This window comes from Magnetococcales bacterium, from assembly GCA_015228815.1.
Taxonomy (GTDB): Bacteria; Pseudomonadota; Magnetococcia; order Magnetococcales; family UBA8363; genus UBA8363.
In genome coordinates this window covers 1-24,698 of record JADGCV010000033.1, presented here as the reverse complement: position 1 = coordinate 24,698, position 24,698 = coordinate 1, and the positions used below count along the sequence as shown (strand labels likewise).

The window sequence follows — 24,698 nt, the reverse complement described above, 5'->3', positions numbered from 1 at the left end:
ACGCGGCCATGGCCCTGGACATGTCCAAATTCATCAAACGCTTTGTCGCCGAAGCACGGGAGCATATCGAGAACATCAACAAAGGCATCGCCGCCCTGGAACAGGGTGACAACGATGCGGAACGGATCAATTCGGTATTTCGTTCGGCCCACACCATCAAGGGGACCTCCCGGATGCTGAAGCTGACCACCATATCCGAAATGGCCCACGGCATGGAAAACATTTTCGGCCTGCTGCGTGAAGGCCGCATGACGGTGGATACGGAAGTGGCGGAATTGCTCTATCGGGGAATCGACTGGATCGCCGACCAGGTCGAGGCCGCGGCGACTGGATCACCGCTGGCCTCCATCGATGAATCGTTGACCCGGAGACTGGCGGAGGTCTTCGAACAGATCAACGCTCGTCCATCCCATCAACCATCGGCACAGCCCACCACGGAAAAGCCGGATCGCGATCGCCCCCCGGAGGTTCTCCCGCCTGAAGAGACGGTCAAAAATGAAGAACGACCCGGTTCTCCCGCAGCTCCATCGGTAGCACAATCCCCGGAAGTCGAAAAAATCGATGCACCCGACGCTCAAAGAATTCCGGACGCATTCGATCAATCCGACACGCACAACAAGGAACCAGCCCGGTCGTCCGAGGACGGGCCCAAACCGGCACCATCCGAAGGGCCCAAGGGACCGCCGCCGCCGCGCACGAAAGGAAAAGGAGGAGAATCGACGGAGACGATCCGTCTGGATGCGTCGCAATTGGACGAGTTGATCAAGATCGGTGGCGGGATGATCACTTTTCGCAGCCGGATCAAGGCGCGATTGTCGGGACTGGCCCAGGCGGTATCCCTGGCGCAGCACATCCACACCGACCTCGATGGGACATTCACCGCCATGGTATCGGACAGGGCGGGAAGCGTTCGCCACGAACAAATTCAGCAGAAAGCCCGGGAACTTGCCGAAATGCTGGACCGGGTGCGCGCCTTGCTGGTCGAGGATGCGGATCGATTGGACCTGTTGACCATGGAGTTGCAGGATCGTTCCCTGAAATTAAGGATGTTGCCGCTCTCTTCCCTGTTCGAAACCTTCCCACGGCTGGTCCGCGATGCCGCCCGGGCATTGAAGAAGAAAGTGCGACTCAATATTCAGGGGGGAGATACCGAGCTGGATCGCTACATCATCGAGACCATTGGCGATCCCCTGGTTCACATGTTGCGAAACAGCCTCGATCATGGCATGGAAACGCCGGAAAACCGTATTCTGGCCGGCAAACCGGACACGGGAACGGTGACCCTGCGGGCATGGCCACAAGGCAACAGCGTGGTCATCGAGTTGTCCGACGACGGACCCGGAATCGCCGTGGCGCGGCTCAAGGAAAAAGCGTTGCAGAAAGGTTTGATGAAGGCGGAGGAATTGGAGTCCAGACCGCGTTCGGAAATTCTCAAACTGATTTTCCATCCTGGACTCTCCACCAGCCAGATCATCACCGACTTTTCGGGACGTGGCGTGGGCATGGATGTGGTCCACAAGAACATTGTCGATGTTCTGGGGGGCGCCATCGAGGTGGAATCGGAAGAAGGACGGGGGACACGATTCACGTTGCGCCTGCCCCTTTCGATGGCGACCCTCAGGGTGTTGCAGTTCGAGGTGGCGCAGCGGCCTTATGCGATGTCTTCCGGCTCGATCCTGGAAGTGGCCCGTTTCGAGGCCGGAGACGTGATTCAGGTAGTGGGACGACGGGCGATCCGTCTGCGCCACCAGGTGGTCCCGGTCATCCGCCTGGCAGAGCTTCTGGAACTGCCGGCGCGGCCCTGGGAAGACATGGTCCGACTGGATATCCTCATCGTCTCCAACGGAATCGAGACACTCGGCCTCGTGGTGGACAGAATTCTGGACGAAGACGTCATGGTTCTCAAACCGATGCCCCAGATCATGCAGGACAATCCCCTGGTAACCGGGGCGATGATCTCGGGCAACAATCAGATCGTGATGGTGCTCGATTCCGCCACCATCGTCCAGATGGCCAAGCGTCTCCATCAGAGCCGCTTGCCCGTTGGACGTTCGCTGGCATCGCGGTTGGGCGACGAAACGCGCCGGCGAATCCTGGTGGTGGATGATTCCATGAACACCCGTGAACTGGAAAAGGACATCCTGGAGTCCAAGGATTACCACGTCAGTCTGGCCAAGGATGGTCAGGAGGGGTTGGACATGGCCAGCCAGTTTCCCTTCGACCTGATCGTCACCGATGTGGAAATGCCCCGCATGGACGGCTTTTCCCTGACCGAAAAACTGCGCTCCATGGACATGCACCGGTATACCCCCATCGTCATCGTCACTTCCAGGGATCGCGAGGAGGACAAACAGCGCGGTATCCGCGTTGGTGCCAATGCCTATATCGTCAAAGGGGCCTTCGATGAATTCAGTCTCCTGGATACGGTACAAAGCCTTTTGGAGTTTGGTGAATGATCCTTCAATTGCGATATGTGTCAGAACAAGGTAGTATCGCTGCGAAATCAGGATCAGGATCGAGACTCTTTTCTGTTTGATTGATCTACAATACTACAAGGAGATGAAGCATGTCCGCAAAACCAAGGGTCCTGATCGTCGATGACAGTGAAACCATTCGTGACATGGTGCAGATGGTTCTGGAAAATCTGGATGCCCATGTGGTGGCCCAGGGCGCCAACGGCAAGGAAGGGGTGGAACTGTATCGAAAACACAAACCCGACATGCTTCTGACCGATATTGAAATGCCGGAGATGGACGGAATCGATGCCTCCAAGATCATCAAGAAGGAATTTCCCGATTCCTATATTCTCATGTTGTCCTCCGTGGACCCGGAAGCGGCCATGGATTTTGTCTTTCGCGCGGGCGCCGAGGATTTTGTGCGCAAAAATGAAGACCTTGAAACCCTCGCCGCGGAAATCGAACCCCATTTGCGGCGGTGCGTCCCCTGAGGGCGGTGTGGTTTCATGGCAACCTCGATGATGAAAGAAAGTTTGCGCATGGGAATCCCGGTCATGGGTGAAGGTTCGGGTATGGATGAACCCCTGATGAAACAAAATTCCGAGAACGTCGAAGACTATCTTGCCCGGGTGGAGAAGCTCAACCAACTGGGGATTGCCCTTTCGGCGGAAAAAAATTTTCCAAAGCTTCTGGAAGAGGTGCTCGTCGGGGCCAAAGAACTGACCCGTGCCGACGCGGGAACCCTCTACACTGTGACCGAACGCAATACCCTGAAATTCGAGATCATCCGCACCGATTCGCTCAACATCGCCAAGGGAGGCACCACGGGAATCGAAATCGGGTTTCCCGAAATTCCACTCTACTCCGACGGCGTGCCCAACTTGGAAATGGTGGCGCCATCCGCGGTGCTTCAAGGGACGACGATCAACATTCCCAACGCCTATGAAGCGGAGGGTTATGATTTTTCCGGGACCCGTGCGTTCGATCGAAATAACGGATATCGATCGATTTCATTTCTGACCGTGCCACTCAAAAACCATGACAACGAGGTCATCGGCGTCCTGCAATTGATCAATGCCACCGATGGTAAAACCAGGCAGATTGTCCCTTTCGGGACGACCGATCAAAGAATTGCCGAATCACTGGCCTCCCAGGCGGCCATGGCCATGACCAACCGCACGTTGATCAGCGATCTGGAAAAACTTTTTGAATCCTTCATCCAGACCATCGCCAGCGCCATTGACGACAAATCCCCGTACACCGCTCGCCATTGCGAGAAAGTTCCGGTGATCGCCGAAATGTTGGCACGGGCCGCCAAGGAGAGTGATCTTGGCGATTTGAAACATTTCGATCCCACCACCGAGGAAATGAACGAAATCCGCATGGCGGCCTGGATGCACGATTGCGGCAAGGTGGTGACTCCGGAACATGTCGTGGACAAAACGACAAAACTGGAAACCATCGTCGATCGGATCCGCATGGTGGAGTTGCGCATGGAACTGGTGCGGAAGGAATGGGAAATCGAACAATTAAAGAAAAAAACGTCCGCAACGGAGGGAAGCGGTTCATCCGAATCGGAACAGGAAACACCGGATCTGGACCAACGGTTGCGGCAACTGGAGGAGGATATCGAGTTCATCAGGAAAGTCAACAAGGGTGAGGATTTCATGACCGAGCAACGCCTGGAGCGGCTGCGTGAGATCGGCAAAAAGTACTGGTGGACCGATGGCTCCGGGGTGCGACAACCATTATTTGATGCAGACGAGTTGTATAATCTTTCCATACCGCGGGGGACACTCACCCAGGAGCAACGGCGGGTCATCAACCATCATGTCGTCGTCACCAAAAAAATGTTGTCCGCACTCCCCTTTCCCAAGCATTTGCGCCATGTTCCGGAGATGGCCGGTTCGCACCACGAAACCATGAACGGCACCGGCTATCCCGAAGGTTTGAAGCGGGAGCAGATGTCCATCGGGGCGCGCATCATGGCCATCGCCGATATTTTCGAGGCACTGACTGCCGCGGATCGTCCCTACAAACCAGCCAAGACCCTTTCCGAATCCCTGAAGATTCTCGGTTTCATGAAAAAAAGTGGCCATATCGACCCCGATCTTTTCCAGGTATTCATGGATCGGAAAATCTATCTGGAATACGCCAAGGCCTATTTGAGTCCTGGACAGATCGACGAAGTCCCTCTGGGGTCGATCCCAGGCTATGTTGCTCGCGCTCATGATGCAAACCGTATGAAAGCTTGATTATTGCAGGACCTGACCCCGCAACGCCAAGAAGTGTTCACGCTCCGGCAATTTCCGCAAAAGGAGCAGGTCAAGACCACCCAGGGCACGGTCCCTCACTGCTTTCGAAAATGGGTCATGTCCGAAGTCCTGCCGTCGATCCGCAAGACCGACAAGTACCAAATCCCGTATCCATCAACGCGAAAGGCGGAGACTGTCAAACAACCAGTCCCCGCCATCCCTGCCAACTTCCCCAAAAAAGTTCAATCGCTGTTCATGTTCATGAGTTCCGCAGAGGCCTCTTGCAAAAAAGGAGACCGCGCATGAACGTCTATTTTTATCCGAGCAGCGATCTCAAGGCCGGAAGAACCGTCACGATGATGATCAATGCCAACATCCACTTGATGACCGCCAAATCGGTGCGAATGGGAGAAAGATCTTTTTCCAACCTGGCATCAAGATATTCCTTCGTCACCAATTCGCCCATGGCTTTTTCGTTGACTTCTGCCTGGGCATCCGCCAGGGCTTCAGCCTGTCTGGATTCAAAACCGGCAGCCTTGAGGCGGTTGGCATATTTGAGCGTGTCAAAAGTGATGGCGGTCATGACCGAATCTCCAGACAGCATTGATGTCGAAATCAGCATACCACAACCAAATCCAGATTCGCGAAAATTTTCGTTTGACATTCACCAGCCATCAGGCATGGCGGTCGGGACCAGAGATTCGTAATCTCCACAATCCGCATGACGGACAACCGCCCTCAATCGCCATGGCGGCTTTTTTGCGCCCCTATTTCCGTGTGGCGTTAAATTTGCTGCAACTCAATGTTCAAGGTTTTCGAGGCTTGACATATGACGGAAATTCAGTTCTCTCAATGAATGTGACAAAGCAGAATCAGCCTTCTTTTTTCTTCCAATAATCGTAAGATCTATTTTCCTCGACATCGAGGGATTCGTCGGGAAACCAGGCAAGCAGGGAACGGTAATCGACCACCTTGCCGATGACAATGATGGCCGGCGGACGGATATTGAGTCTGGCGATGTCCGCAACCACCCGCCCCAAGGTTGAAACCAGGGTTTGTTGCCGCACGGTGGTAGCCCAGCGAATCAAGGCAATGGGCGTATCCTCGGAACGACCCGCCGCCACCAGCCGCTGGGTCACCAGGGGAAGGTTTTTGATGGCCATGTACAAGACCATGACGGGAAAAGTGCGCGCCACCCCTTCCCAGTCGATCCTGCTGACATGTCCATCCTCGTCGATTGCGGGATGATGCTCCCTGGATTCATGACCGGTGATGAAGGCCACATGGGCATTGACATCACGATGGGTAATGGGAATTCCCGCATAGGCAGGCCCGGCCACCCCGGAAGTCAGGCCGGGAACCACGCGAAACGCAATCCCCTGCGCCACCAGATGACAGGCTTCCTCACCGCCCCGTCCGAAAACGAACGGATCGCCCCCCTTGAGGCGAACGACACGCCGATTTTCACGCGCCAGGCGTACCAGGAGACGGCTGATTTCCTCCTGACTCATCGAGGGGACCCCCCCCCGCTTGCCGACGTACATCTGTTCGGTTTCTGGTGGAATCAACGCCAGGATTTCGGGAGAAACAAGGGCGTCATAGACCACGACATCCGCTTGTTGCAAAACACGAAAGGCAGCCAGAGTCAGGAGTTCCGGATCACCCGGACCCGCGCCGACAAGAACCACCATTCCAGGGGCCGGCCTTTGCGCCGACAGGACGGGCAGAAAAATCGGTTGCTCTCCGGGAATCATGTCGGTCATCGTCGCTCAAGATCCCAAACCGGAATGGACCTGTCTCCGCGAAGGATGGCCATCCCTCCCATTCCGACCTCGACATCCCGGAGAACCGACCGCATCATCGGCGGCAAAACACATCATACGACCCCCCTGGCCAACAGAAAGCGACTGTATTTCCGATCGACCCCCTGAATGTGCAGCACGATCCAATCCTTCATCAACTCCGCCGCCAAACCGAATTCGGCGCCACCGGTCAGGAAATCGGTCTTGTAGGCCATGATTTTCTTCTCCAGGAAGCGATGCACCTCCCGATGAGGCTGAAGTTCCGGATAACCATACCGTTCCATGAGTTCCTCTTCCCTGCGGAAATGTTCCTGGGCAAAGGCGATCAATGAATCGAGGATATGGGACAGTTCACTCTGGGGCCTGGATTCGGCCATGGCATCCAGGACCCGATTGATCAAGAAAACAATCTGTTCGTGATCCCGATCAGGCATCTGAATGCCGATGAGAAGGTTTTCATCCCAGATCAACCGCTCCGATCGTGTTGAAGATTGCGATGTCATACCCTTGCACCCGACCGTCGTCGCACCCGGTTCATTGGATTGTGACTCGTGGACTCAAGCTGTTTTTCCCGATTCGGCGTGCTCGATGAACGCCCGAAGAACCCCACACCATCCATGACCGATATTGACCGAATTGTAACCTCCTCCACCCACCCCCACAATCCGGCCATGACCAAGGGCCTCGGCAATCTGCGCCAACCGCAAGGCGACATGATAATGGGCCGTGGGAGAAAGGCGCATGTTGGTAATCGGGTCGCCGGCAATGGAGTCGGCACCACATTGAAAGAAAATAAACTCCGGTTTTCCATCGGTCAGAAACTGAGCCACCTTGGGCCAGGACTGGAAGAACAGGGTGTCGCCCGTACCCGGAGGGAGTGGAATGTTCATCTTGGTCCCCGCCGCTGCCCCTTTTCCCGTCTCATGGGCATGCCCGGTCCCCGGATAAAGGGAACGCCCATCCTGATGGAGATCGACGATCAGGAGATCGGGATCGGATTCGAAACCGTAGAACACTCCATCGCCATGATGGGCGTCGATATCGACATAAGCAATTTTCCGGATTCCGAATTCGTCACGAAGACAGTGGATGGCAACCCCGACATCGTTGAAAACGCAAAACCCGCCCGCCCGATCGCGACGGGCGTGGTGCAGTCCGGCAATCGGGATGAAGGCGCTCGAAAACTCCCCCCTCATGATTCGCCGGGTGGCATCGACGGTACACCCAACCACATGGGAGGCGGCCTCGAAGATGCCCGGAAAGGCCGGAGTGTCGCCGTAATCAAGGTATCCCTCGCCGGTCTTGGACCGTTCCTCGACCAGATCGACATATTCCCTGGTATGAAACTTTTCCAGCAGCTCCCGACCCGCCAGAACCGGACGCTGCACCAGGGCCCTGCGATCCAAACCCTGAGTCTTCGCCTCGGACCAGAACGCCTCCATGCGGTGGGGCCCGAAAGGATGGCCTCCACCAAAGCCATAGTCGCCGATTTCCTTGCCCACATAGACGCTGGCGGTTCTTGCCATGGTTCCCTCCAATACTAGCGGGTGATGACCACTTTCTGGTAGAGTCCTCCGAAGAACAATTCCTTGCGCACCGATCGGACAGTCATCCCCTCGGGAATCCAGTCGATGATTTCGTGCTGCCACAGATCCATGGCAAAAGGTTCCAGGGTCAGGAGGACCGGAGTCATGATGTAGCGAAACGGATTGAGCGGTCCGGGTCGATGGTAGTCGGTAAAGATCACCTTCCCCCCCGGTTTGGCAACCCGCAGCGCCTCCCGAACCGTTTCTCTGCGTGCTTCCATAGGCTGTTCATGAAGAAGAAAGAACACCACCACATGGTCGAACAGTCCCTCTTCGAATTCAAGTCGGGTCGAATCCTGACGATGAAGCGTGACATTGGTGAAGGAGTGGAGCTTTTTGGCGACATTCTCCAGTTGCACCGGGGCGACATCGACGACATCGAAACGGCTGCCGGAGGCGAGTCTGGCCGCCACCGAAGGGGTGAAATCGCCATAAACGCAGGCGACCTGAAGGATGCGCCCGGAAATGGTTCCACCCAGTTCACGCAAAACCTCGTCGCGAAGGCGGGCAAAGTTACCCCACAGAATGAAGTTGACGATCCACTGTCGTTCGAAGACACGGACGCCGACCGGATGCAGATAGGCCCACCAGTAGGTTTCCTGGAGATACGCCGGGATGTCGGGATCGACCCTGGAGGAAAAAGAAGAGAAGTCCCTGGTGGCGGCGGATGAACGGGCCGAATCGGGAAAAAACGCGGTGGCGTTCTCCTCCAAGGCGGCGCAGGAGCCCGTAACTTCCGCTGCCGAGGCTTTTTCCATGAACCACTCCCGTTGTCTGTCGAAATGGGTGATGAACCGACAATGAGGGGCACACTAATGGATCAACGGGAAAAAAACAAGGAAATGTGGTCTTTGGTCCGGGCAATCGCACCCTCATTGCCCACCGGTCGGGGAAACCCGATGGCGGTGACGGCAAGTTTATCGGTTTGACGCCGCCACCAACAATCGAGAAACCGAAATGCTGCCCCATGAATCCCCCGGTTCTCGCTTTCCCGAGGTCCGGCGATGTTAAGCACCTGGATGCGGTTTGTACAGACCCAGTCCGCGACCAGGGAAGGATCGTGTTCCCCGGAAAGATCGATCGACAGGCAGGGAACCTTGTTTTCCCGGGCGAACCGATCGGTCAGAGCGCTGCCACCACGCAACGTCCCGGTGAACAGAATCAGCGTCCCGTCCGAATCCTTGACGTTGAGAATGGTACGATACGGATAATCTTCCCGATGAGTTTCCATCAAGGGATAGTGTCGGGGAATGACCCCATCCTCCGCCCGTCGCCCCTTCGGACACCATCCACCCGCCGTGAGCCCCCTTGCCATGGCGAAATCCAACGCCGCACGGTCCACCCCGGTCTGACCTCCCGATATGATCTTGACAACCATGATCGTCACCAGCCTCCGTTCATAAATTTTTATCCTCGTCGATGATTATGATCATCGATTTCATTTTTTTTCAACGAAAAAATCATCCATGGATTGTCGAAACCGCATCATGTAGCATGCGTCCCAACATACCAGGGCAGGCCAACTTCGGGAGCGAACACAATGGCCAGATTGTCGGACGAAGAACTCATCCAGGAACTGAAAAAACGATTCGATGCCACCAAGCAGGCCCTTTATGACGTCAAGATGGTGACCAGCAAACTGGAAGAGGTCAATAAAAAACTTCAAGCCTCGGAACAGATCAAAAGCAACTTTATATCTCATATGAAGAATGAGATCAACAACCCTCTAACCTCGATCCTGGGGCTTTCCGAACAACTCAAATCAGGGGCCATTCCCGAGGAACTGATTCAGTCCATCGCCACATCGATCCATTCCGAGGCCTTCAGCCTCGACTTTCAATTACGCAACATTTTCGCCGCCGCCGAAATGGAATCGGGCGAAACCCAATTGCAGATTTCCCTGACCGATGTCGGCACCCTCGTCCGCGACAGCATCGATTCCTTCAAGCACCTGATCGCCGACAAGAATCTTTCGGTCACGGTTCCCGATCAGGAGGATGAAAACCAACCGCTTCTTTTCAAGACCGATACCGAGAAACTCAGCCTGATTCTCAGCAATCTTGTGTCCAACGCCGTTGAATTCAACCATGAGAACGGCGCCATCGACATCAACGCCCACATCGTCAACGGTCGCCTGAACGTCACCGTTGGCGACACCGGACCCGGTATCGATCCCGAAAAAATACACACCATTTTCGACCGGTTCGTCCAACTGGAATCAGGGGCGCGCAAAAGTCACAAGGGGCATGGTCTGGGCTTGAGCATCGTCCAGGCCCTGGTGGAAATGATGGAGGGCAACATCACGGTGGATTCGGTCGCCAAAGGCAAAGGTACCATCTTTTCCATTTCAATCCCTGAAGTGGAAACCAACACGGAAGCGGATGCCTTTTCCGTCGATGGCAATGAATTCTTTTTTGACGACGAAGAGGTCAAGGCTTTCTAGTCATGCAAAGCGGGGACAAAGACAACAAGCCGTTTTTATTGCCCGGGGCCCTGTTCGCGAAAAATGGCGACTACATCATCACCACCGTTCTCGGGTCGTGCATTGCCGTCTGCCTGTGGGACCGAACCCTGAAGAAAGGCGGAATGAACCACTATAAACTGCCACTCTGGAACGGCGACGGGCTCCCCTCGCCCAAGTTCGGCAACATCGCCATCGAGAAATTGATCGAAAACCTGTTGGAGATCGGTTGCCAGCAACGCAATCTGATTGCCAAGGTGTTCGGCGGGGCCGCCGTCATCCAGAGTTCCAGCGGTTTACTCAATGTCGGCGAACGCAACATCGAGGTCGCCCGGGACTATCTGGCCCAGGCGCGGATTCCGATCGCCGCTTCCGATATTGGCGGCACGCAAAGCCGAAAAGTGATTTTCAATACCGTCGATGGCAGTATTTTGATGAAAAAGGCGGCCCCACAATAGGCCATTTTTTTTCATCCCAGTCCAAAACGCCCCCCGGCCATGCCATGAATCCAACCACGCCCCTGTTCATCCTCTGCCTCGGCGACAGTCTTACCGAAGGGTTTGGCGTTTCCCGGGAACATTCGTATCCTGCGTTGTTGCAACGGCGTTTGATCGAGTTCGAATTTCCCCATCGGGTCATCAACGCCGGAATATCGGGAGACACCACCCAGGGCGTGTTGCGGCGCCTGGACCCTCTGCTGCGCACCCCCATCGCCATGGCCATCGTCACCATCGGTCTGAACGATGCCTTCATGGGCGTTTCGATGGAGGTCATCCACGACACTATGGAACGCATCATCCAGAAATTACAGCCGCGTCTCATCCCGGTCGTTCTGGGAGGGCTCGAACTTCCCAGCGATTTTCCCCGGAAAAAACGACAAGAATTCGCCGCGATCGTCCCCGCTCTGGCCGAAAGGCATCCAATCCACCGGATCCCCTTTTTCCTCGAAGGGATCTTTGAAAATCCCAGGTTCAATCAATGGGACAATATCCACCCCAATGAAGCAGGCTATCGACGGGTCCTCGATCATGCGTGGACCATCATTCACCCCCTCCTCCATCCCCAAACCATATCCCCAGCCCCTCCCGCCCCAGGACCCGACGCCCCTATGGCAACCCTTGCCCAGACGACATGATTGCTTGATATAGCCATCATTTGAAATTATAGTGACGTATCCGAGGACTTAAGCGGATCCACCATCACCCGACACAAAAACCGCTCATACGGACACGGGGCGGATGGAACCGCCATCGGTGTTCACTTTTTACGGATCGGAGTTTTTCCCGTGCGCCATCCTTCATGCTTCCCGGTCACCCTGACCCTCTTCTGTTTTCTTTCCTCATGGTCATTGATGGCGAGGGAAGGAAACTCCGGCGAAAAAAACTGGTATCCCGGATTCACGGTCCAGGGAGTGGCGGGTGATTACTCGGGTTCGAGTATGCGGGAACGCTTCCTCAGTGAAGGATTGTTTTTCTCCACCGACTGGTTCGAACGCTACGGCATGACCCTGGGATACAATCATACCTCGGTCACATTCGTCTCCCCGACCCAGGACATCGAGCAGGATGCGTTCTTCGCCAGCGCCCGCATCAACCTGACGCCCGACTTGTGGCATGGTCGCCTGGGCGTCCGCCTCGATGGACATCTGATCGACAATGACGACGCAACCCATGACACCGATGATGTCAAGGTCGCAGCCCCCGTCATTTCCTTCACACCGTTCGATCAGACCTGGCATGTAGAAGCCGCCGTTGCCTTCAGCGATTATTACGGAGACCTTGAAGTTTGGCAGGTATCACCCGCAATTGGCATGGCCTTCAACGAAAAATTGGACTGGATCTCGCTGAGACCCACCTTGATCGATGTCTCCAACCCCACCCGCGCCCAGGGTCTCGAAGATGCCCAGGCCCTGGACATCAAATGGAATCACTGGTTTGGCCCGGACAACCTTCTGCGACTCGACAACCTGAAAGTTGGCGGCATGGTGGGAGAGAAAATCTTCGGTGTCGATCTTGATGGGGCTTCGGTCTATAATCTGGCCGATGCCCATCAGGGAGGGGCATCGCTGGGACTGGAATGGCGCATCGGCACTCAGGCGCGCCTCCTTCTCATGGGGGGGCACGAAGCCTACGAAAACAAATCGATCGCCGATAAATACAGCAGCAACTCCCTCTATCTTTCCTATTCCCTCAACTGGTGATTCCATGATCCGATCCCTGATCCTCGTCACGGCTCTTGTCGGTTTTCTTTTCTCATGGCAGTTCCCGGAGGCCCATGGAGCCGCCACGACGCCATCCGGAGGTTCCCGTGAAGGGGTAACCACCGCAAATATTTTCGCCAAGTCCTACACCCTGGAAACCGCTTCCCGATTTGCCGATGCCGCCGAAATACTGCTGCCCCTCCAGGATACCCGGGGCAGTGATCGGGAGCTGGTTCTCCTGCGCCTGGGATGGTTGCATTATCTTCAGGGAAAACACAATGATGCCATCCATTTCTACCGTCTGGCGATCCGCGCCAACAGCCGCTCCATCGATGCGCTGTTGGGCATCACCCTGCCCCTTCTGGCCCAGCAACGCCATCGTGAGGCAGGCGCCTTCGCCGAGTCGGTCCTCACCTTGTCTCACCTCAACCAGACCGCTCTGCAACGTCTTCTTGTCGCCGACGAGGGACAAAAACTCTGGAACGACCTTCTGACACACGCCACCACCCTGGCAACCCATTACCCCTCCGACACCAACGCCCTGGTCTACATGGCCCGGGCACACCTGTGGCTCAATCAGCCCAAACAGGCACGGGAGGCCTATCTGAACGTGCTCAACCGGATTCCCAACCATATCGAGGCAAACGCATACCTTAACGGAAAATGACCTTGGCAATACCATGCGCCACACAATGACCCTACCGAAATCATGGTGTCCCGGAAATGAAACAACGCCGTCTGATCACCTTCGACTGGGCCTTGAAACGGTTGTTGCGCAGCAAGGCCAATTTTGACGTGCTGGAAGGGCTGTTGTGCGAGTTGCTCATGACCGACGTGCAAATCCTCGAAATCCTCGAAAGTGAAAGCAATCAGGATGGCCCGCTCGATAAGTACAATCGCGTCGATATGAAAGTCAGGACCAGCCAGGGTGAACTGATCCTGATCGAGCTGCAATTCGAACGGGAACACGACTACCTGCAGCGTCTTGTCTATGCTTCGTCCAAGGCGGTCACGGAGCATTTGCAGGCTGGCGATGCCTATGCAAAAATTCCAAGAATCATATCAATCAGTATCTTGTATTTCGATCTTGGCCAAGGTATGGATTATATTTATCATGGCACGACTTCGTTCCACGGTATGCACCTCCAGGACGAACTGCAACTCAATGAAGGGCAGAAAAGTTTGTTCCGCCGTAAAACCGTGCAAGAAATTTTCCCGGAGTTCTATCTGATCAAGGTCAACCGCTTTAACGAAGTGGCACGGACCAGTCTGGACGAGTGGGTCTACTTTCTCAAGACGGGTGACATCCGGGATGAGTTTTCAGCGCAGGGTCTACTCAAAGCCAAGGAGCTGTTCGACCTCCTGAACCTGCCAGAGGCGGAACGGCTGGCCTACGAACGCTATCAGGAGGATCTGCACTTCCAGGCAAGCATGGTGGAATCCACCTATGGCGCAGGGTTGATCGAGGGCGCGCAGAAAGGCCGACAGGAAGGCAAACAGGAAGGCAAACAGGAAGGCAAACAGGAAGGCAAGGCCGAGGCGCTACTCCAATTACTTCAGGCACGTTTCGGATCGGTGCCGGAATCCATCCATCGGAAAGTGGCCACTGCCACTCTGGACGAATTGACCGCCTGGGTTGGCAACATCTTCAAGGCCGACTCGCCGCACGACGTTTGTCACTAAAATTTATTCTATTATCCGCATTATAAAAAAATATGCAATTATATCAATATATGAAGCAGATTAAAATATTGAATGTGACAAAGTAGAATTTGAAAATCGGCAACCTTCAACGAGAATCCCATGTTCAATCCCGGTCCATCCACCCTTGCGCCGCCCATGGATCCAGTCCGATTGGAAAATCTGGCCATCAGCCGCAACGGCTACGTTTTCGATCCGAAGAGTGGCCAAAGCTTTACCGTCAACGCTACCGGACTGATGGCGCTGGAACTTCTCCAGGGAGGAGCTACCGCCGAGGATACCGCCATGGCACTGTCACGAAGTTACGGCGTCGCCCGTGAAGTTGCCCTGGGGTCGGTGGAAGGCTTCATCCGGCAATTGGCACGGAATCTGGCATGAAATCGGGAGATCGCGCCACCGACTGGCGTCACTGGACCATAGCCATCACCGGCATGAATGCCCGCCCCGACAATCCGGGTCCGGGAATGGCGGTCGCCCGCTGCCTGAGAGAATATTCCGGGTTTCGCGGTCGTTTGATCGGCCTGGGGTATGATGCGCTCGATGCCGGTCTGTATGATGATTCGTGTGACCAATCCCATCTTCTACCCTATCCCTCGATGGGTGAGGAATCCCTGCGCGACCGGCTCGAAGAGATCCAGGGCCTCTGCCCCATCGATGCCATCATCCCGTGCCTTGATTCGGAATTGACCAATTTTCAGCGCCTCCTGCCGGCCCTGGACTCCTGGGGGATTGCAACCCTTCTTCCCAGCCACCGGAGTCTGGCGGCGCGTGGCAAGGATCGACTCCCTTCCCTGTGCGCAGCCACGGGTATGGCGACTCCGGAAACACGTGCGATCAATGATCCCGGCTTTTTCGATTCCTGCCAGGATTCTGGCTGGTCTTTTCCTTTGATGATCAAGGGACTGTATTATGACGCCCAGGTGGTTCATCATCCCGCCGAGGCGCGGATGGTCACGCACCGGATCGCCGGTCAGTGGGGATATCCGATCCTGGTACAACAGTTTGTTCCGGGACACGAAATCAATCTGACGGCGGTTTGCGACGATTCCGGAACCCTGTTGGCGCCGGTGATGATGCGCAAACGGGCGATTACCGACAAAGGCAAGGCCTGGGCCGGAATCACCATCGATGACGATGAACTTCGAGCCATGGCGCAGACCTTGAGCACCCATCTGACATGGCGGGGTCCCCTGGAGGTGGAAGCCCTTCGCGGCGAAGATGGACGGCTGTATCTGGTGGAACTCAACCCCCGTTTTCCATCATGGATCTATCTCAGCCATGGCGTCCAACGCAATCTTCCAGCTTTACTGCTGTCGTTGATGGCCGGTGAAAGATTGCCATTCGCGCCAACGCCCCGAACCGGTACCTTGTTCATCCGCCACGCCCAGGAGGTCATCGTCGATCTGGAACGACTTGCCGCCATGTCCACCACCGGCACCCACCCCCAGCGCCACCCCCGAGCCTGATCGAGCATCATGACATGAACAAACCCGAAGCGACCCCACCCGTCTGGGAACCGCCCATGATTCAACCCCTTCATCATGGAACGGTCAATAAATTCGGTCATCGCCGCAGCGAGACCGCGCGGGCGGAAATCGACGGCATTCCAATCGACGACCTTGTCAATCTCTACGGCTCGCCGCTTTTCATCACCTCCGAACAACGTTTGCGGCACAACATCCGCACCATCCGAAAGGCGTTGGAACGCCATCATTCCCATGTCGTGCATGGATGGTCCTACAAGACCAACATCACGAGCGCCATTTGCCGCATCCTGCACCAGGAAGGATCCTGGGCCGAGGTGGTCTCCCGTTCGGAATATGAAAAGGCCCGTCTTCTTGGTGTTCCCGGCGAGAGGATTCTTTTCAACGGTCCCTGCAAACCGCGTCCGATCCTGGAACGGGCCATCGCCGAGGAGGCCCATATCCATGTCGATCATCTGGATGAGTTGACCCTGATCGAAACAATTGCCCAGGAGACCGGTCGGAAGGTCCCGGTCACGCTGCGGCTCAACTTCAATACCGGTCATACCGAACCCTGGAGCCGATTCGGATTCAATCTGGAAAATGGCCAGGCCCATGAAGCGGCGGTGCGGATCCGATGCAGCCGGCACCTGACACTGAACGGATTGCACAACCACCTGGGAACCTTCATTCTCGACCCCCGGGCCTACGGACAGCAGGTTCGTCTGATGACCGACTTCATGAAGGAAGTTGAAACCGATGGCGTGACGCGCATTCAGTCGCTCGATATTGGCGGCGGTTTTCCCTCACGCAACGCCCTCCAGGGCATCTATGCCCCCCCCGAACAGGCGGTTCCCCCGATCGAGGAATACGCCGAAGCGATCGGAACGGCATTGCACCAGGGATTGGCAGGACGATCGGGGCCAGAGCCGCTCCTGATTTTCGAAAGCGGACGGGCGGTGGTCGATGATGCCCAGTCCCTGGTCGCCACGGTCGTTGGCACCAAGCGACTTGTCGATGGTCGCCGCGGGGTCATCCTGGATGCAGGCATCAACCTGATGTTGACCGGCCTGTGGTATCATCATCCGGTACGACTGGTCCGGCCAAAGGATGGCCCTCTTGCGGAAACGGTCTTGTTCGGCCCCCTGTGCATGAACATCGATGTCATGCGACAATTGGTCAGTCTTCCGCCACTGGCGGTCGGGGACCGTCTGGTCTTCAATCCGGTCGGGGCCTACAACAACACCCAATGGCTGCAATTCATCGAACTGCGTCCACCGATCATTCTGGTCGGTCCCCATGGAACGCACGAGGTGATCCGCCAGGGCGAAACGCTCGCCTCCCTGTGCGTACACGAACGCATGCCCCACCACCTCAACGCAAACACCGGTCCCTGGTCGTCCGTGCCCCAACCCGCGAAAGAGTGATCTTGGGACCTTTTTTTCACACACTCCTCAAGGCCTACGGCTCGTTTCTCTATTTCCGATCCCCCGAGGCCCACTGGCTTCTGGTTGCGGCGACCCTCGTCAACCCGGCGGTGGGAATCCTGGGCCTCTGGGGCGGCATCGTCAGCCTGTCCTGCCGCAAGGGATTGGCGCTCCCGAATCAGGTCTACGATCTGGATGTGGTCAACGGTGTCCTCCTCGGATTGATGGTCGGCACTTTTTTTGCGGCGACTCCGGAAAGTTTCGCCCTGGCGACCCTTTCCGGTCTGCTGGCCACGCTGGCGAGCCGATTGATCCATGCGCTGGTCAGCATCCCCAAGGGACTTCCGATTCTGTCCGCACCCCTGTTTCTCGCCGGCCTTCCCGTCTATGCCTTCGGTCGCGCCCTGGCCCTTCCCTGGGCCGTTGCCCCTGCGGCCAATCCTGTCGATCTCTGGCTTTACCAATGGTTGCCCACCCCGGTTCTTTCCTGGCTCATCGCCACGGGACAGATCTATTTTTCTCCGACTCCCGTCGGTGGAATCCTGGTAGGATTGGCTATTTTTCTCTCCTCGCGGCGTCTGTTTCTCATCATTCTTTCGGCTTATGTCGTCGTCCGAACGGAGCTTGCGCTTTTTGGCGTGACGCCCTATTCGTTGCCGCTGTCCCTCGCCAGTACCGCCGCCATGCTGACAGCCCTGATGACCGGAGGAGTGTTCGCCCGCCCCGGAAATCGACCCTTTCTTGTGGCGGGCATGGGTGCGGCCATTGCCGGCCTCCTGTCACTTGCCGCCTTCAATATATTTTATTTCCTGGGACTGCCGCCCCTGTCGCTCCCTTTCGTCGCGACCACCTGGTTCATCATGGTCGCCCTGAGCCCCATTTCAGGCGAACCTTGGAGCCGTTACTGGCTCGATACACCGCGGATTCCCGAGGCGGTGGCAGCGTCCACCGCCCTTGCCGAGGCCCGAGGTGTCGCCGAGGGGAGCATTGGCCTGCGACTCCCTTTTTTTGGTGCCTGGCAGATCTACCAGGGATTCGACGGCGCCCATACCCATCAGGGAGAATGGCGCCATGCCCTCGATTTTCATCAGGTCGTCGATGGTTTGGCCTACAGGGGGGATGGCCGGCAATGCACCGATTATCACTGCTTCAACGCAGCCATTTGTTCCCCGGTGACCGGTCTGGTCGTCGCCTGCCGCGATGACCTTCCCGATACCCCTCCCGGGACCATGGACACCAACAACAATTGGGGCAATTTCATCCTCATCGCCCTGTCGGGAACCGATCACCTGCTGCTTTCGCACCTGCGTCAGGGAAGCCTGACCATCAGCCCCCAGACGACCGTCACCCCGGGCCAGATCCTGGCCCGATGCGGCAACTCGGGCCGGTCGGTGCAACCTCATCTCCACATGCATGTGCAGACAGGCCCCTGGCTGGGCAACCCCACCCGACCCTTCCACCTGACCCATACCCTGATCCCCATGGAGCCAAGTCCCTGCTACAGCCTCGACCACATCCCCACGGAAGGAACCACCGTTGGACATCCACGCCCCGGCCCACTGCTCGCCCATTCCCTGTACCGTGCCGTCGGTCGTTCCTTCACCTATGCCTTTTCGGGGCGTCATGCCCCACTCAAGATGACCGTCGCGATCGATCTTGCCGGTGAAACCTGGCTTGTCGTCAACCAACGGACTCGTGTCGCCTTTGTCCAAACCGATACGCTGATTGCCTTCTACCAACGTGACAAGGGCGACCCCCGCCTTGACGCCCTGCTGCTGACGACTGCCCTGACGCCGCTATGCGAGGAAGCGATTCATTGGCACGATTCCATTCCCGTCCACTGGTTGCCCCTGCCGTGGTGGCTTCGGACCCTGAACTGGTTGTTTCCGGGATTTCTCAAGGAAGAAAGCCTGTACGACCGCCTCTGGCAGCCCCTCGGTCTTTGTTGGGAACAACGGGTGGAACATCGGGTCACCTGGATGGGAAAAAGCCTGTGGTCGTGTCACGGCCAAGCCGACCTGTCGGAAAGCCTGGGGTGGCTCCGACTTTCCCTCGTCACCCCCCGGGAAACCATGCAGGGAACGCTCGTCCGCCATGGCATGCAATCGGACCACGGTATCGTGGGGTGGGAAAAAAAGATTGGCGATTGACGGAAATGATCCTACCCTCATCGAGGTAAGCCCACTGAACGCCCGGCCTACGTCGGCCAACGGAAAAGGGGACACCTTTCACCCCCTGGCCGGAAAGCAAGCCGGAGGATTGCCCGGCATATCGTGCCATTGATGGGGCGCAAGCGGATGGATCAAATCACCCGTGCCGACGTGCAACGGTTTATGATCGACGTGGCTGCGGGCAAGACGGCTGCCGATATCAAGACCGGACCGAAGGGACGCGCCATCGTGACCGGCGGGGAAGGAACGGCAACCCGTTGTATGGGACTCCTGGGGGCCATCTTCAGCTTTGCCGTGGAACGCGGCTTGCGGGAGGACAACCCCGTGCATGGGGTAAGGAAATATGCCGGGCAACGGCGGGAACGGTTCCTGACCGGGGAAGAGTTGACCCGCTTGGGGGAGGTCATGCAGGAGATGGAGCAAGAAGGAGTGAACCCGGTTGCCATTGCATCGCTTCGGTTGTTGCTGTTGACCGGCATGCGGAGGGGGGAGGTTTTGACCCTGGAATGGTCCCATGTGGATTTCGAGCGTGGATGCCTGCGGTTGCCCGACTCCAAGACCGGATTCAAGGTGGTCCACCTGGGAGCAGCAGCCTTGGAACTTTTGTCCAGTCTGCCACGCATCCAGGGGAACTCGTATTGCTTTCCCGGTGCCGTCGATGGTCAATCCCTGGTGGGGCTTCCGCGTATCTGGCGCAAAATCCGGGAACGGGCCGGGTTGTCCGACGTGCGCATTCACGACACCCGCCACGGGTTCGCGTCGGTGGGGGTAATCTCTGGCATGGGGTTGCCTATCGTGGGCGCATTGCTGGGCCATAAGACCCCAACCGTGACCGCCCGATATGCCCACTTGTCCGCCGATCCCCTCAAGATTGCCGCCGACAAGATTTCCGGGCAGATTGCCGCCGCATTGAATGGCACTCCCAAGGCCGATGTAGTGCTGATCAAAAAAGCGCAACCCCTATAGCTATGCAACCATAATGGTTGTATCTTAAAGCCCATGGACAAACGAACCCCCACCTATGATTTGGATGCCTTCAAAAGGGTATTCGCCATGGCGGGGCGTTTGAGCGTGACCGGAACCGCCTTGCGGACGGCGGCGGCCATGGGATGCGGACGGGATGAAATCGTGGCCACCATCCAGACCATGAAGCGCAGACATTTTGTGAAATCCATGACATCCCACACGGATTATCGGACCTGGCAGGATGTCTACCATGTTCCCCGTGGCGCTGTGGTGGTCTACCTGAAATTCACTGCCGACGTGGTAACGGAATTCCGGTTGCTCTCCTTCAAGGAGCGAAACAAATGAACGACTTGATGAAATGTCACGAATGCGGACAGAGCATGACCAGAGCGTCACGCCCGGTGGCGTTGAGCTACAAGGAGCAGTCCATCTCGCTGGACCTGCCAGGGTGGTATTGCGCATGCGGTGAGAGTGTCCATTCCGGCAAGGACATGAACGTTTCCGACCGCGCCTTGAATCTCCTGAAGGCTCGCGCTGAGGGTTTGCTTGAACCTGCACGCATTCGGGCCATTCGGGAAAAATTGGGGCTGTCGCAACGCAAGGCAAGTCAGATGATCGGTGGCGGTCCCAACGCCTTCCACAAATATGAACAGGGAGACGTTCTGGTAAGTCGTGCCGTTTCCAATCTGCTGCGACTGCTGGAAGCCAATCCCGGACAACTGGCTTTGCTGCGGGATGAACCCCGTGTCATGGATCACGAACCGGCGCTTGCCTTGAGGTAAGCCCACCGAACGCCCGGCCTACGTCGGCCAACGGAAAAGGGGACACCTTTCACCCCCTGGCCGGAAAGCAAGCCGAGGGTGAATTCAGTTTGCGCTTGCTGTTGATTGAGCAGCGTTGTACGGTAAGCGTATGATAAAGAGCTTCCGGGGCAAACCGACTGAGCAGTTCAACGACGGCGATCACGTAGCACGGTTTGAAGCCGTCCGCAAGGTAGCGTTGCGCAAGCTGGACATGTTGGCCTCTGCGCACTCCCTGGAGGATTTGCGGCAACCGCCGAACAATCGCCTGGAGGCTCTGAAGGGGGATAGACGAGGGCAGTTCAGCATCCGCATCAACGATCAATTCCGCATCTGTTTCGAATGGCGTGATGGCCACGCCTTCAATGTCGAGATTGTGGACTACCACGGAGGTAAGCCATGAGAATCAAAACTCATCCTGGGGAGGTACTGCGTGAAGAATTTATGGTTCCCCACAATCTGAATGCCAATGCGCTGGCCATGCGTTTGCGGGTTCCAACAACGCGCATCGGGGCCATCATTCACGGACAGCGTGGAATCACTGCCGATACCGCCATCCGTCTGGCCCGGTTTTTCGGTACAACGCCGGAGTTCTGGCTAAATATGCAGACACAGTATGACCTTTCCGTGGTGTTACAGAAGATCGGCAATGAGATAGAGCGGGATGTCTGCGCGCTGACCGCTTAACGAGACACCCAGTCTACCGCGACGGCGGAAAAAGGGGAATCCTTCACCCCCTGGCCGGGTTACCTTCCAGAAGGGGTAATGCCGTGACCAAACCCGAATGGCCAACAGTGAACGATCTGTTGAATTCTCTACTCAATGCTTCCAAACTTGTGGATGGAACAACATTGGGTGAGAAAATGAATCGCGCTGAGGAAGGAATATACATAGAAGACTGCTTCCATATCGATTCATTACATTATGAAGGGTATACCCTGGAAGAGGAAAAACGACATCAGGCAAATATCGGGATAATGAATGATCTAAGGAATGAAATTCTAAATCAGGGATATTCGTTATTGAGAAACGTTCTGACGAGTGGATGTGACATTGTAGGGTATGGGTTTCCCAACCCTCAAAGTAAAGAACGTGAAATGATCCCTCCTTCCGTATGGGCCTTCTCCAACATCGATTACGAAAAGAATGCAGTATATGATTACCAGAAAAATATTCTTTATGCTGGATTGGTATTCTCACTCATAACCTCCCCTCCACCGATGACGCCCCCGGAAACTGGCGCCTCCTTTCCGGGCCGCCGCTCCCTGATAGCCGCTGTTAAACAAGAGATGGAACGTCGTGCCAAGTGTAAAGAAATGATTCTTACCCTGGAGGGAGAGGCTCGCTACCTGTCCGAATGGGCAGAGGTACAGTTCCCCGGCAAACAAACGCCTACCCCGAAAACCATCGAAAACGCCTTGCGTAATCTTTACCGCGAATTGAAAAACACACACCCATCCTTCCCCCGAAATAATCGTGTCTGAGGACATTTCGGGTAGTTGAAACTGTTTTTTTTCTCAAGCTACATGTTCTCCAGCGTTACGTAACGTTTTCGGCTTTCGGACTGATCCCCCGGCAGCCATCGTTCTTACGACAGGAGAAGAAAAATGACAGAGATGTTGTTGAACACGGCAAAAGCGGCGGAATTCCTTGGTCTTGGCGCGTCCACGCTGGAAAAATATCGCCTTCTTGGACAGGGGCCGAAGTTTTGCAAGCTGGGATCGCGTGTTCTCTACCCGACATCCAGTTTGCACGAATGGGCGACGGCGCGGTTGGTTGGAAGCACGTCTGAGGCCGACAGCTTGCGTTCGCGTCTGGCGGCAAACATTCCGTCACAACCAGCAACGAGCGGAACCACCCCGTCCGGCAAGCGGCGTGGCAGACCACCGAAGCGGCTTCAGGTGGCTGGTTGAGCGGGGCCGCCATGAACCCACAAAAAAGCCCTCTGGGGGCAGCGGGCAATCAAAACAATTTCAGGCCCCATACTACCGCAAAAACACAGCACGATCAAAAATCTTCCCTGGAAGAAATCAAAAGCGCCTTATCCGCTTTGACGCCAAATGTTGACCGGGACGAGTGGGTGCGGATCGGCATGGCTCTGAAAGCCGGGCTTGGAGACGAAGGCTTTCAAGTTTTCGATTCCTGGTCTTCCAATGGGGCGTCCTACAACCCGGCGGATACCCGCGACGTGTGGCGTTCGATCAAACCAGATGGCGGCATCACGATCAAAACCCTTTTCCGCATGGCGCGGAATGTCGGGTGGCGTGGGGCCGGAAACGAGGCCGAAAGACTACGCCCGATCACCGGGGCGCGGCCGGGCAAAGCGGCCCTTCCCCAGGGAGATGCCGACCGCCACCGGCAGGCAGCCGAAATGGCTCGTTTGATTTTGGACGGAGCAGACCCGGCGGCGGACGACAATCCTTACCTGGTTCGGAAATCCGTCTCTTCCACTCAAACTTTGCAGGAAATTTCCCTTTCCGAACTGAAGCGGATCATCGGTTACTCGCCGAGGGGCAAGTCCGGACCGCTTCAAGGTAACCGGATCCTGGTCGTCCCGATCAAGGCGGATGGCGTTTTGGCTTCCATCGAGATGATCGACGGTGAAGGTCGAAAGTCTTCCCTGGCGGGGGGCCGGAAAGCGGGCGGGTATTGGGCCACACAAGTCCTTCCAGAGGGCGATTTGCCGGGGCTTGTCTTCGCGGTGGGGGAAGGGGTTGCCACGGTGTTAAGCGCGGCGCAGGCCGTTCCTGGAGCGATTGGGGTGGCAACCTTCTCGAATGGCAACCTCCTGGCTGTCGCAAAAAATATGAGAAGGCACGATCCGGAAGCAAGAATCGTCCTCCTGGCCGACCTGGATAAAACCACGGGGGAACCCGACAGGCTCGCCACCGAAGCGGCACGGGCCATCGGCGCACGGTTGGCCGTCCCGGACTTCGGACCGGATCGGCCAGATGGAGCCAACGATTTCAACGATTTAGCGCGGCTTCATGGGTCGGAGGCGGTCAAGGAGTGTATCTCCAAGGCGCGGAAAGTGGAGGCCGATCCTGGGCCGAGCCAACAGGCTGCCAACCAGGAGAAAGCACCAGCCACCTTCAGCATGTCGGACCTGATGGCACAGCACTTCGACCCGGTTTCCTGGACGGTGCGTGACCTGTTGCCGCAAGGTGTTTTCATCCTGGCGGGCAAGCCGAAGGTCGGCAAGTCCTGGCTGGCGCTTCACCTGGGTCTGTCTGTCGCCTACGGCCAAAATGCGCTCGGCTCGTTGTGGGCCGAGCGGGGAGACGCTCTTTACGTCAGCATGGAGGATCACCAGCGTCGTTTGCAAAACCGGGTGTCCCATACAACGGGTTGCCGTTCCTTCCCCGCCGGTCACGATGGCGCGTCCCTTCGGTCCGGTCTTGATATCGGCA

General features: G+C 56.5%; 28 protein-coding genes. 22 read left to right on the top strand and 6 right to left on the bottom strand.

The window, feature by feature from the left end; genetic code table 11:
• The first annotated feature begins 8 nt into the window (after positions 1-8).
• The 4 genes from HQL76_13515 to HQL76_13500 all read left to right on the top strand — a co-directional run bounded on the left by HQL76_13515 (position 9) and on the right by HQL76_13500 (position 5,017).
• Complete coding sequence (locus HQL76_13515; protein MBF0110183.1) at positions 9-2,456, top strand: hybrid sensor histidine kinase/response regulator; 2,448 nt, start codon at positions 9-11, stop codon at positions 2,454-2,456.
• 110 nt (positions 2,457-2,566) lie between these two features.
• Positions 2,567-2,947 (top strand): response regulator, encoded by a 381-nt coding sequence (locus HQL76_13510; protein ID MBF0110182.1) that lies wholly within the window; start codon positions 2,567-2,569, stop codon positions 2,945-2,947.
• 96 nt (positions 2,948-3,043) lie between these two features.
• The gene (locus HQL76_13505) at positions 3,044-4,711 is read left to right on the top strand and encodes a GAF domain-containing protein (GenBank protein ID MBF0110181.1); all 1,668 of its coding nucleotides are present in this window, start codon (positions 3,044-3,046) and stop codon (positions 4,709-4,711) included.
• A 3-nt stretch (positions 4,712-4,714) separates the two neighbouring features.
• On the top strand, positions 4,715-5,017 hold the full coding sequence (locus tag HQL76_13500; GenBank protein MBF0110180.1) for a hypothetical protein: 303 nt from the start codon (positions 4,715-4,717) through the stop codon (positions 5,015-5,017).
• Positions 5,018-5,027: 10 nt separating this feature from the next.
• Here HQL76_13500 and HQL76_13495 read toward each other — a convergent pair whose 3' ends face one another.
• From HQL76_13495 to HQL76_13470, 6 genes are all read right to left on the bottom strand, one after another.
• Positions 5,028-5,294, bottom strand: a complete 267-nt coding sequence (locus HQL76_13495) for a DUF1640 domain-containing protein (protein MBF0110179.1) — start codon at positions 5,292-5,294, stop codon at positions 5,028-5,030.
• Between the two features lie 289 nt (positions 5,295-5,583).
• Positions 5,584-6,465 carry a uroporphyrinogen-III C-methyltransferase gene (gene cobA, locus HQL76_13490; GenBank protein MBF0110178.1) on the bottom strand — a complete coding sequence of 294 codons (882 nt, stop codon included), beginning with the start codon at positions 6,463-6,465 and terminating at the stop codon, positions 5,584-5,586.
• Between the two features lie 122 nt (positions 6,466-6,587).
• Positions 6,588-7,016 (bottom strand): hemerythrin family protein, encoded by a 429-nt coding sequence (locus HQL76_13485; protein MBF0110177.1) that lies wholly within the window; start codon positions 7,014-7,016, stop codon positions 6,588-6,590.
• Between the two features lie 54 nt (positions 7,017-7,070).
• Positions 7,071-8,039 (bottom strand): acetoin utilization protein AcuC, encoded by a 969-nt coding sequence (locus tag HQL76_13480; GenBank protein MBF0110176.1) that lies wholly within the window; start codon positions 8,037-8,039, stop codon positions 7,071-7,073.
• 14 nt (positions 8,040-8,053) lie between these two features.
• Complete coding sequence (locus HQL76_13475; protein MBF0110175.1) at positions 8,054-8,857, bottom strand: class I SAM-dependent methyltransferase; 804 nt, start codon at positions 8,855-8,857, stop codon at positions 8,054-8,056.
• Between the two features lie 62 nt (positions 8,858-8,919).
• The gene (locus HQL76_13470; GenBank protein MBF0110174.1) at positions 8,920-9,477 is read right to left on the bottom strand and encodes a putative molybdenum carrier protein; all 558 of its coding nucleotides are present in this window, start codon (positions 9,475-9,477) and stop codon (positions 8,920-8,922) included.
• Between the two features lie 162 nt (positions 9,478-9,639).
• Between HQL76_13470 and HQL76_13465 the strand changes: the two genes are divergently transcribed.
• The 18 genes from HQL76_13465 to HQL76_13380 all read left to right on the top strand — a co-directional run.
• Entirely contained in the window at positions 9,640-10,542 is a 903-nt protein-coding gene (locus HQL76_13465) for a HAMP domain-containing histidine kinase (GenBank protein ID MBF0110173.1), read from the top strand.
• A 2-nt stretch (positions 10,543-10,544) separates the two neighbouring features.
• The gene (locus HQL76_13460) at positions 10,545-11,018 is read left to right on the top strand and encodes a chemotaxis protein CheD (protein ID MBF0110172.1); all 474 of its coding nucleotides are present in this window, start codon (positions 10,545-10,547) and stop codon (positions 11,016-11,018) included.
• 44 nt (positions 11,019-11,062) lie between these two features.
• A complete protein-coding gene (locus HQL76_13455) occupies positions 11,063-11,695 on the top strand; it encodes an arylesterase (protein MBF0110171.1) in 633 nt (210 codons plus the stop codon).
• Between the two features lie 150 nt (positions 11,696-11,845).
• Positions 11,846-12,760, top strand: coding sequence for a hypothetical protein (locus HQL76_13450; protein MBF0110170.1), 915 nt, complete (start codon positions 11,846-11,848; stop codon positions 12,758-12,760).
• A 4-nt stretch (positions 12,761-12,764) separates the two neighbouring features.
• Positions 12,765-13,427, top strand: a complete 663-nt coding sequence (locus HQL76_13445) for a tetratricopeptide repeat protein (GenBank protein ID MBF0110169.1) — start codon at positions 12,765-12,767, stop codon at positions 13,425-13,427.
• A gap of 56 nt (positions 13,428-13,483) precedes the next feature.
• The gene (locus tag HQL76_13440; protein ID MBF0110168.1) at positions 13,484-14,443 is read left to right on the top strand and encodes an Rpn family recombination-promoting nuclease/putative transposase; all 960 of its coding nucleotides are present in this window, start codon (positions 13,484-13,486) and stop codon (positions 14,441-14,443) included.
• Positions 14,444-14,563: 120 nt separating this feature from the next.
• On the top strand, positions 14,564-14,839 hold the full coding sequence (locus HQL76_13435) for a PqqD family protein (GenBank protein MBF0110167.1): 276 nt from the start codon (positions 14,564-14,566) through the stop codon (positions 14,837-14,839).
• Entirely contained in the window at positions 14,836-15,927 is a 1,092-nt protein-coding gene (locus HQL76_13430) for an ATP-grasp domain-containing protein (protein ID MBF0110166.1), read from the top strand. Before HQL76_13435 ends, HQL76_13430 begins: the two co-directional genes overlap by 4 nt.
• 14 nt (positions 15,928-15,941) lie before the next feature.
• Complete coding sequence (locus tag HQL76_13425) at positions 15,942-17,351, top strand: alanine racemase (protein ID MBF0110165.1); 1,410 nt, start codon at positions 15,942-15,944, stop codon at positions 17,349-17,351.
• A 2-nt stretch (positions 17,352-17,353) separates the two neighbouring features.
• Positions 17,354-19,501: an urea transporter gene (locus tag HQL76_13420; protein ID MBF0110164.1), complete on the top strand. Its 2,148-nt coding sequence runs from the start codon at positions 17,354-17,356 to the stop codon at positions 19,499-19,501.
• Positions 19,502-19,648: 147 nt separating this feature from the next.
• Positions 19,649-20,488: a site-specific integrase gene (locus tag HQL76_13415; protein ID MBF0110163.1), complete on the top strand. Its 840-nt coding sequence runs from the start codon at positions 19,649-19,651 to the stop codon at positions 20,486-20,488.
• 33 nt (positions 20,489-20,521) lie between these two features.
• The gene (locus HQL76_13410; GenBank protein MBF0110162.1) at positions 20,522-20,833 is read left to right on the top strand and encodes a type II toxin-antitoxin system MqsR family toxin; all 312 of its coding nucleotides are present in this window, start codon (positions 20,522-20,524) and stop codon (positions 20,831-20,833) included.
• Positions 20,830-21,270, top strand: a complete 441-nt coding sequence (locus tag HQL76_13405; GenBank protein ID MBF0110161.1) for a type II toxin-antitoxin system MqsA family antitoxin — start codon at positions 20,830-20,832, stop codon at positions 21,268-21,270. The genes HQL76_13410 and HQL76_13405 overlap by 4 nt, the downstream gene beginning before the upstream one ends.
• Before the next feature lie 130 nt (positions 21,271-21,400).
• Positions 21,401-21,691: a type II toxin-antitoxin system RelE/ParE family toxin gene (locus HQL76_13400; GenBank protein MBF0110160.1), complete on the top strand. Its 291-nt coding sequence runs from the start codon at positions 21,401-21,403 to the stop codon at positions 21,689-21,691.
• The gene (locus HQL76_13395; protein ID MBF0110159.1) at positions 21,688-21,975 is read left to right on the top strand and encodes a HigA family addiction module antidote protein; all 288 of its coding nucleotides are present in this window, start codon (positions 21,688-21,690) and stop codon (positions 21,973-21,975) included. The genes HQL76_13400 and HQL76_13395 overlap by 4 nt, the downstream gene beginning before the upstream one ends.
• A gap of 83 nt (positions 21,976-22,058) precedes the next feature.
• Positions 22,059-22,772 (top strand): hypothetical protein, encoded by a 714-nt coding sequence (locus HQL76_13390; protein ID MBF0110158.1) that lies wholly within the window; start codon positions 22,059-22,061, stop codon positions 22,770-22,772.
• 123 nt (positions 22,773-22,895) lie between these two features.
• Complete coding sequence (locus HQL76_13385; GenBank protein ID MBF0110157.1) at positions 22,896-23,201, top strand: helix-turn-helix domain-containing protein; 306 nt, start codon at positions 22,896-22,898, stop codon at positions 23,199-23,201.
• A gap of 11 nt (positions 23,202-23,212) precedes the next feature.
• On the top strand, positions 23,213-24,698 hold a 1,486-nt coding region (locus HQL76_13380), incomplete at its 3' end, for a PriCT-2 domain-containing protein (protein MBF0110156.1).